This is a genomic window from Nitrospirae bacterium YQR-1 (genome assembly GCA_039908095.1).
Classification (GTDB): domain Bacteria; phylum Nitrospirota; class Thermodesulfovibrionia; order Thermodesulfovibrionales; family Magnetobacteriaceae; genus Magnetomonas.
In genome coordinates this window covers 1-21555 of sequence record JAMOBJ010000037.1, presented here as the reverse complement: position 1 = coordinate 21555, position 21555 = coordinate 1, and the positions used below count along the sequence as shown (strand labels likewise).

At 42.8% G+C, this 21555-nt stretch carries 15 protein-coding genes and 1 pseudogene; 9 read left to right on the top strand and 7 right to left on the bottom strand.

The window, feature by feature from the left end; genetic code table 11:
* The first annotated feature begins 17 nt into the window (after window positions 1–17).
* Window positions 18–692 carry a YkgJ family cysteine cluster protein gene (locus H7844_14080; protein MEO5358408.1) on the top strand — a complete coding sequence of 225 codons (675 nt, stop codon included), beginning with the start codon at window positions 18–20 and terminating at the stop codon, window positions 690–692.
* A 307-nt stretch (window positions 693–999) separates the two neighbouring features.
* On the opposite strand, the gene H7844_14075 is transcribed toward H7844_14080, so the two are convergent.
* From H7844_14075 to H7844_14065, 3 genes and pseudogenes are all read right to left on the bottom strand, one after another.
* Entirely contained in the window at window positions 1000–2292 is a 1293-nt protein-coding gene (locus H7844_14075; protein ID MEO5358407.1) for an IMP cyclohydrolase, read from the bottom strand.
* Window positions 2292–3128 (bottom strand): ARMT1-like domain-containing protein, encoded by an 837-nt coding sequence (locus tag H7844_14070; protein MEO5358406.1) that lies wholly within the window; start codon window positions 3126–3128, stop codon window positions 2292–2294. Before H7844_14070 ends, H7844_14075 begins: the two co-directional genes overlap by 1 nt.
* Window positions 3129–3214: 86 nt before the next feature.
* Window positions 3215–3766, bottom strand: a pseudogene (locus tag H7844_14065) (IMP cyclohydrolase).
* A 223-nt stretch (window positions 3767–3989) separates the two neighbouring features.
* Between H7844_14065 and H7844_14060 the strand changes: the two are divergent.
* From H7844_14060 to H7844_14045, 4 genes are read left to right on the top strand one after another with little or no spacing between them, the layout of a single operon-like run.
* Window positions 3990–4613, top strand: coding sequence for an MEDS domain-containing protein (locus tag H7844_14060; GenBank protein ID MEO5358405.1), 624 nt, complete (start codon window positions 3990–3992; stop codon window positions 4611–4613).
* Between the two features lie 26 nt (window positions 4614–4639).
* On the top strand, window positions 4640–6850 hold the full coding sequence (locus H7844_14055; protein MEO5358404.1) for a PAS domain S-box protein: 2211 nt from the start codon (window positions 4640–4642) through the stop codon (window positions 6848–6850).
* A gap of 38 nt (window positions 6851–6888) precedes the next feature.
* Entirely contained in the window at window positions 6889–8766 is a 1878-nt protein-coding gene (locus tag H7844_14050; GenBank protein ID MEO5358403.1) for a DUF3365 domain-containing protein, read from the top strand.
* A 22-nt stretch (window positions 8767–8788) separates the two neighbouring features.
* Window positions 8789–9184, top strand: coding sequence for a response regulator (locus tag H7844_14045; protein ID MEO5358402.1), 396 nt, complete (start codon window positions 8789–8791; stop codon window positions 9182–9184).
* A gap of 14 nt (window positions 9185–9198) precedes the next feature.
* On the opposite strand, the gene H7844_14040 is transcribed toward H7844_14045, so the two are convergent.
* From H7844_14040 to H7844_14030, 3 genes are read right to left on the bottom strand one after another with little or no spacing between them, the layout of a single operon-like run.
* The gene (locus H7844_14040; protein ID MEO5358401.1) at window positions 9199–10302 is read right to left on the bottom strand and encodes a response regulator; all 1104 of its coding nucleotides are present in this window, start codon (window positions 10300–10302) and stop codon (window positions 9199–9201) included.
* A gap of 25 nt (window positions 10303–10327) precedes the next feature.
* Window positions 10328–10660 (bottom strand): Hpt domain-containing protein, encoded by a 333-nt coding sequence (locus tag H7844_14035; GenBank protein MEO5358400.1) that lies wholly within the window; start codon window positions 10658–10660, stop codon window positions 10328–10330.
* On the bottom strand, window positions 10647–13430 hold the full coding sequence (locus H7844_14030) for a response regulator (GenBank protein ID MEO5358399.1): 2784 nt from the start codon (window positions 13428–13430) through the stop codon (window positions 10647–10649). The genes H7844_14035 and H7844_14030 overlap by 14 nt, the downstream gene beginning before the upstream one ends.
* 313 nt (window positions 13431–13743) lie before the next feature.
* Here H7844_14030 and H7844_14025 point away from each other — a divergent pair, with 313 nt between their 5' ends.
* Window positions 13744–16143, top strand: coding sequence for a PAS domain-containing protein (locus H7844_14025; GenBank protein ID MEO5358398.1), 2400 nt, complete (start codon window positions 13744–13746; stop codon window positions 16141–16143).
* Window positions 16144–16327: 184 nt separating this feature from the next.
* Window positions 16328–18487 carry an RNA-binding transcriptional accessory protein gene (locus tag H7844_14020; GenBank protein ID MEO5358397.1) on the top strand — a complete coding sequence of 720 codons (2160 nt, stop codon included), beginning with the start codon at window positions 16328–16330 and terminating at the stop codon, window positions 18485–18487.
* Between the two features lie 86 nt (window positions 18488–18573).
* On the opposite strand, the gene H7844_14015 is transcribed toward H7844_14020, so the two are convergent.
* Window positions 18574–20166: a glucose-6-phosphate isomerase gene (locus H7844_14015; GenBank protein ID MEO5358396.1), complete on the bottom strand. Its 1593-nt coding sequence runs from the start codon at window positions 20164–20166 to the stop codon at window positions 18574–18576.
* 110 nt (window positions 20167–20276) lie between these two features.
* On the opposite strand from H7844_14015, the gene budA reads away from it, so the two are divergent.
* Both budA and H7844_14005 read left to right on the top strand, forming a co-directional pair.
* Window positions 20277–21047, top strand: a complete 771-nt coding sequence (budA, locus tag H7844_14010) for an acetolactate decarboxylase (GenBank protein MEO5358395.1) — start codon at window positions 20277–20279, stop codon at window positions 21045–21047.
* Window positions 21048–21073: 26 nt separating this feature from the next.
* A complete protein-coding gene (locus tag H7844_14005; GenBank protein MEO5358394.1) occupies window positions 21074–21367 on the top strand; it encodes a hypothetical protein in 294 nt (97 codons plus the stop codon).
* The last annotated feature ends 188 nt before the right edge of the window (window positions 21368–21555 follow it).

Here is a 21555-nt window from a genome sequence, read left to right as displayed (position 1 = left end):
GCAGAAAGGAGAACAAAATGGAAATAATAACCCCTGGGACGCCGCAAACTCAATGTAGAAGGTGCGGAGATTGCTGCACTAAAGGCTCGCCCACGCTGCATGTGATGGATGACGTTCTTTTAATTGAAGGAACCCTCAACTATATGGACATCTACACCATAAGAAGCGGTGAGCTTGTCTATAATAACGTGGATGACGAGTTTATTACATTAGAAGACGAACTGATTAAAATAAAGGAGAAATCCGACAGCAGGGAATGTATATTCTTTATAAATGAAGATAATTCCTGCCGGATATATGAGAAACGCCCTTCCCAGTGCCGTGCCTTTGAATGTTGGAACACGGAGAAATTTATGAGCGTTTTTGCAGAGGAAAAACTCACCCGCGAAACTCTTTTGAAATCCAACCCTGCACTTCTTGAAATAGTGGATGCCCATGAGAGAAAGTGTTCCTATAGGACATTAAGTAACCTCTTTGAAGAGATTCGTGCCGGCAAAGACCTTGTTAACGAGGTATTTAGCATTTTAAATTATGATATAACACTTCGCCCGCTGCTTTCCGATAAAATGGGAGTCCCCAATGATTACATGAACCTTCTTTTGGGCCGCCCCCTTACCGAAACTATTGTAATGTACGGCTATAGGGTTGAAACACAAGAAGGCGGGTTTTACACACTGGTTAATATTTCTTAAAATAACGTGTTGTATCCGGCGCAATCACACTGCATAGACCAGGGCTCCGTCTCAGCATCCGATACAGGGCTGTGACGGACATCCTTTTAGGAAGATTTAATTGCCTATGCAGTTATCTCCGCTAACAAAGAACTGGATTCCCGTTTTCACGGGAATGACGGAAAAAAGAAAATCTACCTTCTGTCATTCCCGCCTCCGAATAAGCATTTTTTATATGGATTTATACCAAGCTGCAGTCGGAAGGACACACAGGCGGCAAGGAACAAGTGACGCCTACGTTTACTTTAGAATTAGAATTGGAATTACTTTAGTGTTTAAACAGTCTCTGTCCGGTAAATACCATTGCAACCTTTGGGGTAGCCTCATTACAGGCCTCTATACACTCAAAGTCTCTTTCTGAGCCCCCTGCGTGTACTATTGCCGTGACCCCTTCCTTTATCCCTGCGTCAACTCCGTCTCTAAACGGAAAAAAAGCATCAGAAATCATAACTGAGCCGATTAGTCCGCCCTTGTTGCGCTTTGTCTCATCGTCTATTTCTCTGAGCAGACCAATATCTCTTTTGCCCCGGCAGGCCTCCTGCTCTAATGTCTTGTACGCAATACCGTATTTTTTAAAACACAATGCGTCTGCATATTTCACGTATGCCTTAAAGGCCGCAATTTCCGCCACACCTACCCTGTCCTGCTCTCCGGTGCCGATACCAACCGTCACACCGTCTTTTACATATATTACAGAGTTTGACGAAACACCGGTCTCAACGTGCCAGCCAAAGAGCATGTCCTCATACTCTCTCTCATCAGGTGTCCGATCTATGACGTAGTCTTTCCCCTTAAAGGTAGCACGGGCAGGGAGAAAATCGTCTTTTGTGCGAATCTTATTCTTTTGCGATTGCTGAAGTATAATTGCCCCGTCTATAAGTGATTTAAACTCAAGAGTTGTGTAATCACGGTATTTTGCAAGCTCTTCTATTTTCTTAAGCCTTACAATTCTCAGGTTCTTTCTCTTAGAGAGAATCTCAACAGTGCCGTCTTCAAACTCAGGAGCTGCAACAAGCTCCAGATAATTGGCGCTGACAAGCTCTGCGGTTTGCACATCCACAGGGCGATTCAGGGCAAGGCAGCCGCCAAATGCCGCTATCCTGTCTGCCATATTAGCCCTGTCGTATGCCTCAGCTATTGCAGCACCCTTTGCCACCCCGCACGGATTGTTGTGTTTCATTATGGCAGCCACAGGTGTATCCATCATGTGTTTCAAAATGTTCAGAGCATTGTCTAAATCCGTAAGATTGGTCTTGCCGGGGTGTTTGCCCACCTGAAGCATATCCGCCTCCGTTATGGCACTGACAAGACCATTGCCGGCACTTATAAACTCCACTTCCGATATGCTCAGGTTGCCCGATACAAGCTCATAGATTGCCGCCGGCTGATCGGGGTTTTCCCCGTAGCGCAGGCTTTTTATGCAGGGTGCTCCGGTTTTGTCATCAGGGAAGGTCCATGTCCTTTTTTTATAAACGAGTTTCTGATTACCGAAACTTATTACCATCTCACCGGGAAACGTGTCCCCTATGATGGTTTTATACATTTCTTTAAGTTGTGCCATTAGTCCGTCCCCCCCTGCCTGTACCGGCATTTAAGCAGCATTGCGCCTGTTTGAAGTTTAAGCGCTTTTGCTACAACATCACATTTTGCCTGAAACAGAAAAAAGTTGTTTTTATCAGTCTCTATAAGGGTCTCAAAGTTACCCTGTCCTTTACTTATTATTAAGCCATGGCGGTTAAATTCATCAACAAAGGCACTGCTGCAAAACTCTGTAAGCGTACCCACTGCGTCAGAGCCGTTATCAATAACTCTGCACATATCCGTAAGCCCGACATCCCGGGCATCCTCCATAGTAACATCATTTATTACCGGTGCGCCTTTAACTACAGCAGTTACGGCCTTTCCCATACCGGTTAGTACCTCAATCAGAAGTAAGTCGAAAACTATCTCCCCTGCGTTATCAAGCAGATAGAGTATTTCCCTGTGCTTTTGTATTTCTTTGGAAAAACACTGAAAGTGGTCAACCTCTATGTGGTCTCTCAGAGCTCTTTCAACAGTTCCCTCGATGTCTATGTTTTGGTATATGCCAAAATCAATAATATTGCCGGCGATTGCCAGCCGTGAGGCAATCCAAAGCGGGTTTTCATGATTTAAAACCCTGCTCCTGAGCTTTGGATACAGTGACAGGGCTATTTCATTGTATTGTTTTTTTAGCACACGGTAGGGGTCCTCACCGGTCATGGCCTTAACTTTTCTGTAGATAAAAGATGTGGCATATGCCGGAGGTTTATTTAAGTCAGCCCTCTGTATATCCTCTGTGACAGACTTGAGTATTTCAAACATTTTGCCATCATCAATACTGCTGAGGCGGCTTAACGCCATATAGGTTTGTTTCATAAAACACGGTAAACATTCAGGATGTAAGTTCATGGCACTCCACAGTCCTATATATTAAAACTCAACAGATACCCGGCTATAGTGGCATCATAGACTGAGACCACGGAAAACACCTTAGCGCCAAGCAAAAGGCGTGTTTTAAGAGTCAACTGCCCGTTGTTATCAGCCATCTCCTTAAGCACAGAGGCATAGTCGGCAGGGTCTGTGATTACAGTAACGTTTTTTAAATTCTTAGCGGCGGCCCGTAGCAGTGTGGGGCCACCTATATCTATATTTTCAACTGCCTCGGCAAAAGTAACGCCGTCCTTTTCTATGGTTTTTTCAAAAGCATATAGGTTAACCACAACAATGTCTATGCTTTTAATGCCGTGGGCCTCAAGTGTATCCATGTGGGTGGGGTTATCTCTTAACGCTAAAATACCGCCGTATATTTTGGGATGCAGAGTTTTTACCCTGCCGTCGAGTATTTCGGGGAAACCCGTATAATCAGACACCTCGGTAACATCCAATGACCCGTCCCTGAGTGATTTAGCAGTACCACCGGTTGAGATTATATCATAGCCCATATTTTGTAATCCTTTAGCAAAATCAACAATTCCCGTCTTATCCGTCACGCTTATGATTGCTGTTTTTGACACGGCTCACCTCCGTTGTTTTTTGTAAACAGCCCATTGTAACATCTTGTTTATCATCCGGTAAAGGACTTACAGATAAAATCCGGCATAATTTGTTTTGACAATTACTGTATTTTTTGATAAGCTATAATTAAGCGCACTTTTCTTTTGTTTTTTTATAATGTATAAAGGAAAGGAGGCGGTGTCTCTTATTATGAAAACGAACCACTACTAAAAGGAGGTTCATATGGAGAGTCGGAATTATAAGGTAAACTACGGTTTCACGCCGGAGGCGTTTCCCCTTGGCACACACATATGCTACATCTATAGCGATGATACAGAGCGTAAAAAGGTGATGTCAAAATTTGTGGAAAGCGGTCTTGCAGCAAATGAGAAAGTTGTTTATCTGGCTGATGTGGCAACGGTGGAGGAGATAGACGGCTATTTAGAGGCACTTGGCCTGGATGTGCTGCAACAGAGACGAAGCGGCCAGCTGGTGATGGAAACCGCTATGAGGGGCTACTGCCCAGACGGCAGGTTTGACGTTGAGAGAATGCTTGAGGCATGGAGGGGTTTTTATAGAAAAGCTGATGAGGAAGGTTATGCCGCCTTAAGGGGCACCGGAGAGACATGGTGGATTAACAGAGGGGTGCCGGGGGCTGAAAACTGGATTATGTACGAGTCTCTTCTGAATAAGCTGCTTGTTGACTATCCACTTAGCGCAGCAGTGTGTCAATATGACGCTAAACAATATGATGGCGCCACCTTGTTTGACGTCCTAAACGTTCACCCATTTATGATAGTTCAGGGTCAGATTCTGAGGAATCCTTACTTCATAACACCGGATGAATTTTTAGCAAGATATCGTTAACTTAAAAATAAAATCAGAGGTCAATTATGCAAACTTTAGCAACACAAGCTGATGTTCTTGGTAAAATGCTTGTGATTTCAGATATGCTTGACGTAGTGCCTACATTAAGAGGCATGGCTGAGTTTCTCAGCAGAGCACTCACAGAGATACCCGGCATAAAAGACGTATATATTTGCCATGAGGATGCACTTTGCATAATTGATAAAATGGATTTTGCTTGCTTCTGTAATTTATCCGGCAGGACTGTTTCATACTATGGCAGTGGTTGTCAATTAGCCGACACTAATGGTTTCAAACTGCTTAGTCTGAAAACGATTAATAATCTTTACGGATATATGCTGGTGAGTGTCAAGGATACACAGGCATACTCCGCCTACGAGCCGTTTCTGAGAAATATTTGTAATATTGTGGCAAGGGTAATTGAAAGCAGACATACGATGCTAAAACTCAAAGAAGCCAATGAACGGCTCGAGTTAAGAGTGCTGGAGGCAACAGAAGGCCTCAGGGAGAGTGAACAGAAGTACAGGAGTCTGTTTGAAAACTCCCCTGATGCGATATTTATTACCGATTCCCAAACCGGCTATATTGTGGATGCCAACTTCTCGGCATCACTGCTTTTAGGCAGATCAGTTAATGAAATCAAGGGTATGCATCAATCTCAACTGTATCCCAAATCCAAAGAGCAATGTTTAGGGGAAGCATTTGAAAAAAACGTAAGGCCTACAACTGGTTACGAGAGGTCATATCCTTTTGAAACTTATGTTATGAGGGCGGACGGCAAAGAAATTCCAGTGGAAATACTTGCACAAAAGATACTTTCAAAGGGAACTCTTTTATTGCAGGGTGTTTTCAGAGACATTCGAGAAAGAAAACATATGGAAGAGGTAATCAGAAGGGAACTGGATTTCCAGAGGGCGGTTGCAGAGCTCTCTGAGGCTCTGCTCTCTCCGGAAATGGATATAGTTGATATTTCCATCATCATTAACAAGCAGGCAATACGGCTGACCGAAAGTGTGCACGGATACGTCTCTGAAATAGATGACAAGACTGAGGAATTTATCTCACATACTACTACGGAAATGCTTGAGGAAGGACAGTGTAAGATTGATACAAGACGGCAACGATTAGCATTCCCAAAGGGTAAAGACGGCTATAATGGTCTTTGGGGGCACTCACTGAATACAAAACAGGGATATTATGTTAATAATCCTGAAGCGCATCCGGCATACAAAGGCTGTGTTCCCAAAGGGCACATTCCATTAAACAGATATATGGCGGTTCCGGCAATAATTAAAGACAAATTGATTGGTCAAATCGCCGTGGCAAATGCACAAAGAGATTACACAGATGATGATCTGAACATAATAAAGCGTCTTGCCACAATTTACGCTTTGGCTGTGGAGCGTAAACGGATGGAAGATGAACTGAAGAATTTAAACAACAATCTTGAGCAAATGGTAGCAACAGAGACGGAAAAAAGGCAGAAACAGGAACAGATTCTTATCCAGCAGTCTAAAATGGCTGCCATGGGTGAGATGATTGGATTAATAGCCCACCAATGGAAACAGCCGCTGAATGCTGTAGCTTCACTCATCCAGGATTTTAAAGATGCATATTCCTGCGGTGAGGTTGATGATAAGTATATTGACAATACTGTTATATCAACAATGGAGCAAATTAGTTTTATGTCAAAGACAATAGATGATTTCAGAAACTTCTTTGTGCCTTCAAAGAGGAAAGTCCTGTTTAATGTAAAGTCAGCCATAGATGAATTATTCTCGATGTTTTTACATGTTTTTCACAAAAGCAACATAGATGTTTCTACAAAAACTGCAACGGATGCAATATTACTTACAGAGGGATACCCAAATGAATTTAAACAAGTGCTGCTGAATATTCTGAATAACTCAAAAGATGCAATTGCTTCAAAAATAAGCACAAGCACTAAAACCCGTGGCACAATAGAGATTAATATCAACAACAGTGAAGACAAATCCAAAATAATAATCTCTATCAGAGACAATGGCGGAGGTGTGCCTGAGGATATTCTGGAGAGAATATTTGAACCCTATTTTACTACCAAAGAAGCCGGCGGCACGGGGTTGGGCCTATACATGTCTAAGACAATAATAGAGACCAATATGGGTGGTATGCTGAGGGTTGGAAATGCCAAAGGAGGTGCTGAGTTTTTGATAAGTTTGAATAATGTTGACGTTAACAATGGAATCAGTGGATAATAGAATTAACGGACAGTGTTACTCTAACGGAAGAAAATTTGACAAAAAACATAAAAAGGACTAAGTCCAATTTCTCATTACTGTACAGGTCGGCAACAGCAATCTCGCTGGTATGGACGATTATTGCAGCATGTTCTCTTATATGGACCATAAGCAATGAGCGTAACAAGACTATCGGGGTTGTTACCAAAGAGGCCCTTGCTAATTTCAATAAGGACCAGGCATTCCGGCTATGGGCTGCGCGCCACGGTGGCGTATATGTCCCTCCTGACAACAGAACGCCGCCAAACCCGCACCTCAGCCATATACCTGACCGTGACGTTGTAACAACATCAGGTAAAGCTCTGACTCTTATGAACCCTGCCTACATGTTACGCCAAATGATGGATGAGTACTCAGACCTTTATGGCATTAAAGGGCGTATCACCAGTTTTAAATATCTCAACCCTAACAATAAGCCCGATCAATGGGAAAGTAACGCTTTAAAGGCATTTCAGAATGGTAAAACGGAGGTTACAGACATATCTATGATTAATGGGCGGCCTTACCTGCGTTTTATGAAACCCATGATGACAACAGAATCATGTCTGAAGTGCCATGGCCATCAAGGCTATAAAGTTGGAGATATCCGGGGCGGTGTCGGCGTTTCCGTCCCAATGACGCCATACCTTAAAATAGAGGGAAAAACGATAAGAAACTTAGTACTAACACATATTTTGTTTTGGCTGATAGGTCTTACAGGTATATTCTATGGTCTCTATCTTGGCAGAAGAGCTATTACAGAGCAGAGCCGTGCACAGGAATTGTTAAGAGACAGTGAGGAGAGGTTAAGTTCTATCACATATGTGTTAGGCGAGGGCGTCTATATGTTGGATAAAGAGGGTTGCGTGACATTTATGAACCCCGAGGCGGAGCGGCTGCTTGGCTGGAAAGAAACGGAATTAATTGGTAAGCGTATGCACAGTGTAATACATCATAAAAAAGACGATGGAACAGTCGTTTCTCAGGAAGCATGTCCTGTCGAAAAAGTTGTCACCTCAGGAAACACATCTCGTATAGATGATGATGTATTTATTAAAAAAGACGGAACAATGTTTCCTGTAGCTTATGTGTCAACTCCTATTATAAAAGATGGAGAGGTTACCGCCTCCGTAACAGCATTTCAGGATATAACAGAGCGTAAAATTGCACAGGAGCTTGAAAGGAATAAGCATAAAGAACAGTTGCTATTTGAAAAGAAGCGTCATTTGGCAATAAGTGAATTACTTATGAATATCGCCCACCACTGGAGACAACCTCTGAACGTTGTAGGCGTTATTGCCCAGGAAATAAATGATGCTTATAATTTTAAAGAGCTGAATGCCGAATTTTTAGACCAATCCGTATCAACAATAATGAAAGAGCTCAGAAGTCTGTCAGATACAATAAGTATTTTTAAGGATATTTACAGCAACAGAAAAGATATTGAGAGTTTCAGCGTCCATGAGATTATCCGCAATACTCTGGCTGCAATAAACACATATCTGCAAAACAACAATACAAAAATAGAAACGCAGCTTAATGATGATATAGTTATTTTGGGTTATCCTCAGGATTTATCTCAGTCTATGATAAATATAATTACTAATTCAGTTGAGATATTCAGGGAAAGAAATATAGAAAACGGATTTATCCGGATAACCCTGCATAAAGCAGCTAAAAATGATAAAGCTGTTATTGCTATTTCCGACAACGGCGGCGGGATTACCAATGATATTATGGATAAGATATTTGATCCGTACTTCACTACAAAGTTTAAGTCAAAAGGGACGGGATTAGGCTTGTATTTGACAAAAGCCATTATAGAGAAAGAAATGAACGGAACCTTAAGTGTCGGAAATACTGAGGATGGTGCTGAGTTTATAATTGAGATTTAATGAGAGACAAGGTGGAGGAGTTATGATTATGGAAATGCCGGGTGAATTACAAAGAATAAAGATATTATACGTAGAAGATGATTTCATAGTGAGATTTAGTATTGCTAAGTTTTTGAGCAGAAGATGTAAAGAAGTAATAGAGGCTAAAAACGGTCTGCAGGGACTTGAGCTGTATAAACAACACAAGCCGGATATCGTGGTAACCGATATTGAGATGCCGGTTATGGATGGACTGGAGATGATAGACAAGATTCTTCAGATGAATACTGCACAGCCCATTATAATAACAACCGGATATGACGATGAGCAACATCAAAGCGAGAGGGTCTGCGTGAATATAATCAAACCTATAGACGACAATGAATTACTTGAGGCAATAGTGAAATGTATAAATGACAGAGAAGTGAAGAACAAATGATGAAAACTACATTGCTAAATATAAAAATGTGGTGAATTGTTTTTCGTCTTGTCAAACGCTACAGGGGTAATAAAGTTTTTCACGAGGTCTTTATCAAACTCTCTCTCCGACTCAACAATTATCCTAAAGGCCTCATTACTGCTATAAGCGTTCCGATATACTTTTTTAGTGGTCAGTGCGCTATAAGTATCAACTATTGCAGTCATTCTCATAGGCATGGTAACCTCTGTGTCCTTGAGTCCGTATGGATAGCCCGAACCGTCCGGTCTTTCATGGTGGCCCCTGCAAATATCCAAAACAACAGAGGGCATGTCCGGCTCTTTTTGAAGGAACTCCACGCCATGCGTTACATGTCTCTGAACAGCCCTCAACTCATCCCCCTCAAGCTTGCCCGGTTTAAAAGTCAGGGCAAACGGCACAAGGGCTGTGCCTATGTCGTACAATAGTCCGCCCATGGTCATATTGAAGCACTCCTGCTCGTTAAAGCCCAGTTTGCGGGCAAAGATATAGAGAAGAGATGCCGACTTAAGAGAGTGTACAAAAAGTGAATCCTCTCCATCCTCAAGAGCATTGTAAACAAAACGATTACCGTGCTGTTCCACTGCGTCAACCAGCAGCTTGGTAGCAATATGTATATCGTTGTAAGAAGGCGGTTTTGTGCTTTCAATAAGTTTAGAGGAGAGTTCCACCATGTATTTGCCTACATTGAGGGCTTGCGTCTGTTGAGGCTCAAGGGCTTTCCAGTTATCTCTCAACAAGGAATTTATCCAGTTATTCACTTTACCTAAAAGCAGCCCCATGTTAAATGGTTTACGGATATAGTCGCTTGCCCCTGCTTTAATTGCGTCAAGAATATATCTCTGTTCACTATGGGCGGAAACCATTAGCACAGGGGTGTTTTTCAGGGCATCATACGTTCGAATTTTCCTCAAAGCCTCGATGCCGTTCATGCTTGGCATTTCGATGTCAAGCAGCACTATGTCCGGTATAAACTGCAATATATTAGAAAGGGCGGTATAGCCGTTTGAGGCGGTTAATACCGAGTGCCCTAATTTTTTTAGCTGAAAGCTCAATAGCTTTCTAATGTCGGAGTCGTCATCTGCAATAAGAATTCTCATAAATACCTCTCACTTACGTATCTTATTATATATCGTTGTTAGGAATACTTACAATACGCACTCTGTCAAGGTAGTTTGAAAGTTCATGTGTTAGTTTTTCGATAACATCAGCTTTCCCCTCTTTAGCGGCAACCTCCATGCGGTCTCCAATCTCGGTTATTTCATCAAACCCAAAGCCGCCCCCGGAGCCTTTCATGCTGTGTCCCATACCCCTTATGGCCTCAAAATCGCCCTCCTCCAGGCCCTTATAAATAGCCTTGACGTCCTTCCTTCTGTGTTGCATATAACGGGGTATAAGATCCATCAAATCCTCCTCCACCTCTACTATGATCTCACCGGTATCATCATTTTCTGTCATCAGACATTTCTCCTTTAGCGTATTGGTTTATTACGTTTATAAGGGTCGCTTTTTTCACGGGTTTGGTTATGTGGGCGTTGCAGCCCGCATCGAGACTCCTCTGATCATGCTCCTTGAGGGCATGGGCAGTGAGTGCAATAATTGGCGTTGGCTCCACACCCTGTTGCCGTTCCCACTGCCTGATTTCACGGGTTGCTGTGAGGCCATCCATCACCGGCATTTCCACATCCATAAGCACAAGGTTGTACCGCCCTGTGGTAAATTTACCGACGGCTTCCTCACCGTTTTCAGCCATGTCTATCCTATAAGGCAGCTTTTTCAGGTATGTTTGAATGAGCATCCGGTTATCCTCGATATCCTCCACAAGCAAAATTCTCAATGCTCTGGGTTGGCCGGAAGTTGTAGTGCCGGCCTCCGTGCAAGGTTTAGCAGATAATGCAGTTTTTTTGCTTAAGGCATTGTTAATAGCGTCTCTTAGGTTTGTGCGTAATACAGGCTTTACCATATACTCAGCAATACCAAGTTCTTTGACTTTTGATAAGTCACCGCTTCTGCTGTCAGAGGTAAGCATCATAACAGTGCTGTCCAGTTCACCATATTTCTCTCTGATATGCTCTGCTACGCTGAAGCCATCCATACCCGGCATTCTGCAGTCCAAAAGTACAAGTGTGTACGGCTCTCCGGATTCCCGGGCTTGCCTAAGTTCATTAACACCCTGTTGTCCGTTTTCAGCTTCCGTCACTACGGCTCCCCAGACAACAAGCATATCCCTCAATATCATACGGTTTGTGGCATTGTCATCTACTACAAGGGTTTTCATGCCGGTTATATTTATCTCTGAAGCCGCTTTGCATTGCTGCGGTTTTTTATTGACTTCAAATTCAGCCGTAAAATAAAAGACGCTTCCAGCTCCGGTTTCACTTTCCACCCATATGCGGCCTCCCATCATCTCAACGAGTTTCAAGGAGATGTTCAGGCCAAGGCCCGTTCCGCCATATTTGCGTGTGGTGGTGGAGTCGGCCTGGGTGAATCTGTCAAATATCATGTTTAACTTGTCTGCCGGTATTCCTATGCCTGTGTCGGAGACTGAAAACTTCAACATGCATCTTTCAGGCTCAACCACTCCGTTGTCCTTTATCAATTCCTCAAGCCTGACCTCAGCAACTATCTCCCCTTTGTCTGTAAACTTTACTGCATTACCTATAAGATTAAACAGTATCTGCCGTAATCGTGCAGGGTCGCCGATGAGCGCAACAGGAACATCTTGTTTGATATGGCAGGCAAGCTCCAAACCCTTTTTATGCACTCTTATGGCCATTACCTCGCACATCTTGTTCATTAGCTCCTCAAGGTCAAATTCTATAAGTTCAAGCTCTATGTGGCCTGCTTCTATTTTTGATAAATCCAGTATGTCGTTAATAAGACTGAGGAGGTTCTCACCTGCTGAGGCAAATACGCTGACATATTTTCTCTGCTCATCATTTAACTGTGTCTCAGCCAGCAGGTCCGCCATGCCGATGATTGCGTTCATCGGTGTTCTTATCTCGTGGCTCATACTGGCAAGGAATTCGGTTTTGGCTTTGGTGGCGGCCTCAGCCGACTCCTTGGCAAGAACAATTTCTTCAGTTTTTATTATTAATTCCTTTTCAAGCCGTTTGCGCTCTTCCAGCTCGTTGTTGAGATCATTGTTTATATAACTCATCTCAATGGTGCGTCTCTCTACCTCACGCTCAAGCTCTTCATGCTGCTTAATTAACGATTTTCTCGATTTTCTCAGTTTTATATTTATAAACAGTAAGAACACTGCAAATATCACAACTATAACCAAAAAGGCTATTGCCAGGTTAATAAATATCTTTTTGTCTAATCCCTCAACTTCCATAAGCATATACACATTCCAGCCGTTTTCCGGTACATGAACACTTTCCATCACATAAGCGGCCTCATGCTGCCTTTTAACAATCTGAGGACTGAGGGTTATTATTGTTGCGTCTTCATGCAGCATCTCGCTTTTTATTGGAAGCGGCTGCAAGGATACACCCTCGTATTGTTTACTTTTTATGATTTCAGACAAAGTTCTTTCATGGATTTTTCGCATAGTATAAAAATTGAATGTATCATCGTTGGATAGGAAAATGATATTATTTCTGTCGGAAATCAAAAGTTTTCCCTTAATTCCCTGTATCATTGGTTTTAAAAGATCGAGGTTATTTTTAATGACAACAACACCAATTGTTTCATTGTCATTTTTGACCGGATAAGATACGTAATAGCCCGGAGCTTTAGATGTAATCCCAAGGGCAACGTATTTTTCAGGCACTCCGGTTATAGCTTTTTTAAAATAGGGCCTGAATGCATAGTTTTTGCCAACAAACGATTCAGGGGTGTTCCAGTTGCTTGACGCAAGGACTTTTCCGTCTTTATACAGCACGTAGGAGACAGATGCCCCGATTGAGGCATTGAATTGCGAAAGATACGCATTGACGGCACCTGCGTTTCCAGGATTGGCACATAAGTCTTTTATCAGGACATTCTCGGACAAAATTAAAGAATAAACTGAATAGTTTGCAATCCTGACAGTTAGGTATGTATTATAAATTGCAAGGCGTTGACGCGCCTCTTGCTGTATATCATCGATAATTTGATCCTTCGTCCACTTCACTGTAAACCACAGTCCGAGGGAAGCCGCTATCACCATTATTATAGCAAGAATAATCAGTATGTGCTTAAATCCTGCTTTGTGAGACCTGATATGATTATCGTCATTCATATTATCACTCATGCAGTTAACATTTTCTCAGATTTCACTTTGGTCATTAGTTCAATTATATCATTAACCGTTGTTAGATTCATAGGCATATAAGGATAAAAATGTGTTTTGACAATTACTATATTTTCTGATATTCTAAAATTAAGGTTTCTTAAAGCTATAAAAAGGGAATGACGGAAGTATCTAATACCAAGTTTCAGTCAGAAGTAAACGCAGGCGGCTGGGAGCAAGTGACGATGCCATCAAAGCTGGACGATTGAATGCAGCTTGGTATTAAACCCGAAACTGTTCCGATAATTAAGATAACTAAATTATGAAAATTGTAACTAAATTAAAAATTAGCACTATCATCTCAGTAGCTGTAGTGTTTCTCATAGGGATGACGCTTAACTATGAAAGGCAATTGGACGATCAATTGGGCGGTGCAAGTAAAACAGCCGAGAACCTGGTAAAAGAAGTTTTTGAAATGAATATTCTGGTCTATGATTATATGCTAAAGCAACCGGAAAGCAGAAAACGTATTTACACACAATGGAAATTGGAAACCGATTCATTGACATGTCTTTTGACATCGTTAAAATCCAAATATCCTAAACAACAGCGGATTCTCGACGACTTAAGCGATAATCTGAAGGGTCTCGATAAGTTGTTTCGTGAAATTAGTAAAATTCATGACAAACAAACAGTCTCCGGCAACGGATTGTCTCTGGAGCTTGAAGGGCATTTAATTTCCCAGATACTGACAAGGTCTCAAACTGTTGTTTCTTTGTCTTCTCAGTTTTATGACACAAACTACGAAAGACTCTCAACTATTCATCATAGGTCACATATACTTATATTATTATCTGTAATCATATCAACATTATTTATAATGTTTGTGTCACATTTAATCAATCAAGGTGTTGCAAAGCCGATAAAAAAACTGACCGATGGTATGGAGCTTATAGGAAAAGGCAATCTGGATTATAAACTGGATATGAGAGACGACAATGAGCTGGGACAGCTTGCAAACAAGTTTGATTTAATGATTTCTCAATTGAAAGAACTAACGGTTTCCCGTGACATCCTGATTACCGAGATAAGTGAACGAAAAAAGGCGGAAAAAGAGCAGCAGAAAATGAAAAACAGGTTTATACTCCTTTCAGAGGCAACCACCGAGGCAATAGCGATAACAGAGAGGGGATATGTCGTAGATGCTAACGAGCAGATGAAACAAATATTTGGGTATGAAATAGAGGAGATGAAAGGGATGCCGGCTGCTGATTTCGTAGTGCCGGAGGAGCGGGAAAGAGTAAAAAACATTATCGCTTCCGGCTATGAAAAACGCTATGAAACGACTGGGTTAAGAAAGGACGGTGTGACTGTTGATTTATCAATTCATGGGAGGATGCTGGTATCGGAAGGTGCCAATATACGAATGACGTCCATTAGGGATATTACCGATTATAAATTAAAAGAAGCAGCTATGATACAGGCAAAAGATGAATGGGAAAAAACTTTTAATGCGATACCCGATTTGCTTATGATATTGGATAAAAACCACAGGGTCTTAAAGATAAACGAGGCTATGGCAAAAAAAGTAAATGCAACTCCGGAGAGTCTAATCGGAAAGTTATGTTATGAGGAATTTCATGATAGCAAAACCCCTGGTAATTGCCCACATAAGCAAACAATGGAAGACGCGCTGCAACATAGTATCGAAACTTATGAGGGAAACACCAATGAGTATTATTTTGTTACAACTACCCCTTTGTTCAACCGTGACGGTTCTATTTTTGGTTCTATTCATATAGCACGTGATATTACTTACTTGAAAAATATTCAGAATGCGTTAAAAGAAAGTGAGGACCAATTGAAAACAAAAAACTACATCCTTGACCGGTTAAATAAGAACCTGGAAGAACTCGTTAAAAATAAAGTGGACGAGATAAGAGAAAAAGAAAAATTACTTATGCAACAGTCAAAAATGGCTGCCATGGGCGATATGATAGCCGCTATTGCTCACCAGTGGAAACAACCTTTAAATGTAGTCAGTATTTATATTCAGGATATTAAAGATGCATTCAGATATAATGAGCTCGATGCCGGGTATATAGATAATTTTGTAAAAAAATCATTGCAACAAGTTAATTTCATGTCAAAAACTATTGATGATTTCAAGAACTTCTTTAAACCATCCAAAGAAAAAGAGACATTCGATCTAATAGGAATTTCAGCTGATGTATTTTCGATAATGTCAAGCCAGTTTAATTCCAACATGATAGACTATCGTATTACCTGCCACACTCACGATAAGACATTTACAGATTTCTCCAGAGTCATACCCTGTGAGGCTACAGTAGTTAGCACATACAAAAGCCACTTATCACACGTTATTTTGAATATTATAAATAACGCAAAGGACGCAATTATCGAAAGAAGAAATCAAGGGGTGATAAGCAAAGATGATAGGGGACTAATATCGATTGATATTTATAAGGACAATGACATATTGAGGATGGAGATAAGTGACAACGGAGGCGGGATACCCCAGGAGATAATGGATAAAATATTCGATCAGTATTTTACAACTAAAGATAGCGGAAAGGGCACCGGTATCGGACTCTATATGTCAAAAATGATAATAGAAGATAGTATCGGCGGTAAGATTTATGCAAAAAATATTGACGGCGGGGCCGTATTTACAATCGAACTTGTTACTTCTACCAAGTAGCATTCAAAAGAGTAACGAGGCGGCAAGGAGAAAGCGACGCCTCCCCTCATAGGGGATTCCCCTTTAGGGGAGACGTCAAGGAGCTTTCGACGAAGCCAACAAAGTTAATCGAATGAATGCAACTTGGTATTAATCAAAACCATATGCTAATAAAATACCCCTGATACCAAGGCGAGGACTATAGATGGAATCTATCGAAATAAACCCCTCACATGTTGAAAAAATATCACAGGAACTTCACTTAACTAAAAAACAGGTAGAGGCAACCTGTGAGCTCCTTGACGGTGGCGCAACAGTGCCCTTTATAGCCCGTTACAGGAAAGAGTTAACCGGCTCCCTTGACGAGCTCAACATTGCCGGCATAGGGGACTTATTAAAGCGCCACCGTGAGGTCGACAAGCGGAGGACGGCAATTATCAGCTCTCTTGAAGACTCCGGAAAGATGACGGAGCAATTGCGGGAAAAACTTAATACTGCAGAAACCCTCTCCACTTTAGAAGACATTTACCTGCCGTACCGGCCTAAGAGAAAAACCCGTGCCTCCATCGCCCGTGAAAGGGGACTTGAGCCTCTGGCTGCGGCGATATTTGCCCAAACCGGAATTGATCCTGTGGCTGAGGCGCAAAAGTATCTGAACCCGGAAAAATCCGTGGAAACTGCTGAGGCGGCTTTAAGCGGAGCGCGGGATATAATTGCCGAGTGGGTAAATGAGGATGCTCAGGCAAGGACTAAGATGAGGCGTTTGTTTGCTGAAAAAGCCATAATTAAATCAAAACTAATTTCTGAAAAGGAAGAGGAGGGGATTAAGTACAGGGATTACTTTCAGTGGGAGGAGCCCGCAAGGAGTGCACCTTCTCACAGAGTGCTTGCCATGCGGCGGGGCGAGAAGGAATCTGTATTAACCCTTCGTATCTTACCTCATGAAGATAAGGCAATCGGACTCCTTACGGCTCAGTTTATTAAAGGCGGCGGCCCGGACTCTCTTGAGGTGGAAAGAGCTCTGAAGGATTCATACAAGCGTCTGCTTTCTCTTTCGATGGAGACGGAGCTTCGTATGGAAATAAAAAAACGGGCGGATTCAGAGGCTATCCGTGTATTTTCGGAAAATCTAAGAAACCTTCTGCTTGCACCCCCTCTGGGTGGAAAGAACGTGCTGGCCATAGACCCAGGAATCAGAACCGGCTGTAAGATTGTCTGCCTTAACCGGCAGGGAATGCTCATTCATAACGATATGATTTATCCTCTTATAGGCAAAGCTTCTCTTCAAAAAGATGCAGAAAAGGTAACAGAGCTCTGCAAAAAATTTAATATAGAGGCCATAGCCATAGGTAACGGCACCGGGGGCAGGGAGACGGAGCTTTTTATCAGAGGCTTAGAGCTTCCAGCCGATATAATTATTTTAATGGTAAGTGAAAGCGGCGCATCGGTCTATTCCGCCTCGGAGGCGGCGCGGCAGGAGTTTCCCACAGAGGATGTAACCGTGCGGGGGGCTGTATCAATAGGACGCAGACTGATGGATCCACTTTCGGAGCTTGTTAAAATTGACCCGCGCTCCATAGGGGTCGGCCAGTACCAGCATGACGTTGACCAGGGGGATTTAAAGGAAACCCTGGACGGCGTGGTCTCCAGCTGTGTCAGCGCTGTTGGAGTAGAGCTAAACACAGCCTCAAAGGAGCTGCTTTCATATGTGCCCGGCATTGGCGGGCAGCTGGCTCTGAATATTGTTAATTACAGAAATGAAAACGGGCCTTTTTTAACAAAACAATCCCTGAAGAAAGTGCCTAAACTGGGCCCTAAAGCCTTTGAACAGTCGGCAGGTTTTTTACGAATCAGAGATGGACAAAACCCCCTTGACAGAAGCGCCGTACACCCTGAGTCATACCACATTGTGCAAACTATGGCTGCGGATATGGCCGCCACAGTTTCTGATTTAATACGGAATGAGAGCCTCCGGCAAAAAATCGATCTGTCCCGGTACATAACCGGCACGGCAGGACTGCCGACGTTAAACGACATAATGGCCGAACTTGCCAAACCAGGCAGAGACCCCCGCGAGAGTTTCGATGTTTTTTCTTTTCAGGAAGGCATCAATAAAATCGAGGATGTTAAACCCGGAATGAAACTCCCCGGAATCGTTACCAATGTGACAGCCTTTGGCGCATTTGTTGACATCGGAGTCCACACGGACGGCCTTGTTCATATAAGCCAACTGTCGGATAAATTTGTTAAAAACCCCGGCCAAATTGTAAAAGTCAACCAAAAGGTTGAGGCCACCGTTGTTGAAGTAGATGTTAAGAGAAGACGCATCTCGCTTTCTTTAAAGTCTGATACTAATACCAAGTAGCAGCCAAAAGAGTAAGGGACAGGGGTGAGACACCCCTGCCGTAATGGACGGAGTCCTTCACCTTAACTTCTTTTTCTGCTCCTTCTCTATTTAACAAATTGGAATTTAGAATTTGTCAGTGTTGCAGCTTTGATAATTTTTATATTGTGGTCGGGGTTAGAGGCGGCGTGCAGGAGTAATTTAAACAGGGTTTCAACATCATCAGGGGAGCCGATTGCCGCTGCTATCTCATCGGCGGTAAAGATGCCGCCTGAGTTGGCCCTCAGATGTGACAGAGCTGCCCGTTGTAGTTTTGCAACTACTCCTGCCGCCTTCTTGCCTGCCTCCACTCCCGGCTGGTGGTAGGCGTTTATGTTGACAAGCGACGCATAATATCCCGTTGCCCTTTCATAGAGCGCAATGAGAACACCCATTGAAAACGCATCCGCACGCTCTATCGTTATTGTAATTGATTCCCTTGAATTGCCCGAAAGCGCTGTCCGTGTGCCCTGATAAAAGGCATTTAAATAATCGCCGGTGGTAAAGTCCTCCTCAACTTTCATTGACACACCCTCTCTGTCTCTTAATACCTCTACAAAGGTGACAAAAAAGTTGTTAGCCCCATCTCTGAGCTGCTGAATATAGGCGTGCTGGTCTGTTGAGCCCTTGTTGCCATAGACGGCTATTCCCTGATTCACAACTTTTCCGTCCAGGTCTTTTTCCTTACCCAAAGACTCCATAATTAACTGCTGAAGGTACTTTGCAAATAAATGCAGACGGTCTTTGTACGGTAGTATAACCATGTCCTTTATGCCATGCCCGCCTGTGCCGTAATGCCACATCAATGAAAGCAGCATTGCAGGATTCTTTAGCGGGTCTTTTATCCTGGTTGCCTGATCACAGGCCGCTGCTGCCCTAAGCACTGTATCAATATCTATACCCTGTAGAGCTGCCGGAAGCATCCCCACGGCTGAGGTCTCAGACGTGCGCCCCCCTACCCAGTCCCACATCGGAAACCGCTCTATCCACTTATCCGCCACAGCTACCCTGTCCAGCTCACTGCCCTTACCCGTCACAGCCACTGCATGTTTGGCAAAACTAAGCCCCGCTCCCTCATATGCCGCTTTTGCCTCCAGCATCCCGTTTCGCGTCTCTTTTGTGCCCCCACTTTTTGAAATCACTACCGAAAGGGTTTCACTTAAACTGTTTCCGATTTGCCCCAACACGTAGTCCATGCCGTCAGGGTCGGTGTTGTCAAAGAAATATGTAGTCATCGGGTCTTTAGCACTACCCAGCGCAAAGGATACCAACTGCGGTCCAAGGGCCGAGCCACCTATGCCGATTATCAAAATGTTTCTGAATTTCTTCCCGCCCTGAGAAACTATCCCCCCGCTATGCACTTTTTGCGCAAACGCCTTAACCGCCTCAAGGGTTGCGTCTATCTCCTCAGTCAGTTCTTTTGAGGGCGCAAGTGCAGCATTTCTCAACCAATAGTGCCCGACCATCCTGCCCTCATCAGGATTGGCTATTACTCCGGATTCAAGAGCATCCATGTCCTTAAACGCCCGCTCCGTCAAAGCCGACATTTTACTCAGAAAATCATCCGGAAAATTCATCTTACTTACGTCTATGGTAAGCCCTAATTCCCCGTTATGGTACAAATACTTCTTATAACGTTCCCACGAGTTTTTCCCACTCATTCATATGCCTCCCTGGTTTATTTTTTTGATTAGTTTCATTTACAATTCCGGTATCTATTATACAGAAATACCGGGAAAACTTAAACAAGGCAGGGAGGCGATAAAACATAATGAGACAAACAACACGTGTGATTATCCTGTTTTTAATCTTATCAGGATGCGTTACCCATGAAGCAGCACTGAAAGATACAATCTATCAGACCTCAACCCTTGATGCACTTCTAAAGGGTGTCAATGGCGGAGCTACAGACTTTGCTGAATTAAAAAAACACGGTGATTTCGGCCTGGGCACATTTGAAAACCTCGATGGAGAAATGGCTGCTCTTGACGGACAATTTTTTCAGATCAAATCAGACGGCCTTGTTTATCCGGTTTCCATGGATATGAAAACTCCATTTGCCGTCTTGAAATTTTTTAATACCGACATGTCGTTTGATATAAAAAAGGAGACTTCTTGTGATGATTTAATGGATGAAATCAGCAGACGCCTTCCCTCCATTAATATATTTTATGCTATCAGGATAGATGGGATATTTGAAAAAATAAGGGCCAGAAGTGTGCCGGCTCAGAAAAAACCCTACCCCGGCCTTTTAGAGGCAGTCAAAACCCAAACATTGTTTGATTATGAAGGCTTAAACGGCACAATGCTTGGGTTTTGGTTTCCGGATTTTATAAAAGATACAAACGTAACCGGTTTTCATTTTCATTTCATATCCACCGGCAGGACACAAGGCGGCCACCTGCTGTCATGTAAGTTAAAAGAAGGTAAGGTACAAATAGACAGTGCTGTAAACCTTACTTTAAAACTGCCTGAGACAGATGAATATCTAAATACAAAAGCCCCGAAAGATAATACAACAAAAGTTGTTTCTTATCATTAAAACTCTGCTATAATATGCAAACAGAGGTGGAAAAGGGAAAAAAGAAAATACCGTGTCCGGCGCGTATGGCAATAGAGGGACTGGAGAGGGCGTTTGCCCACTGGGGTGTGGAGCATCCTGCTAAGCAGTCCTGTTGGCAATTTACAAACTGCCCTCCTAATGTTTACTGTAAGTGTCCTGCCTATATCGGACATGCAGGCAGGCGTTGCTGGCTTGTGGCAGGTACATTCAGCGGTAAAAACCCTTATTGTATCCATATAAAAAAACTAAGCAACTGCAATGAGTGTTCCTTCTATAATGAAGTCAAAAATAATATGTAGTATATTAAATACTTCTGAATGCAACTTGGTATGATTCCACAGTAATAACAAAAAAATAATTGCCTTTGTAGTTAACTCCGGCAGAGTTTTTTTATCATCTAATGATGCAGGGAAAAGACTGGATTCCCGCTCGTAGGCGGGAATGACAAAAGGAGGATTTTCTTTTTTCTGTCATTCCGAGCGAAAGC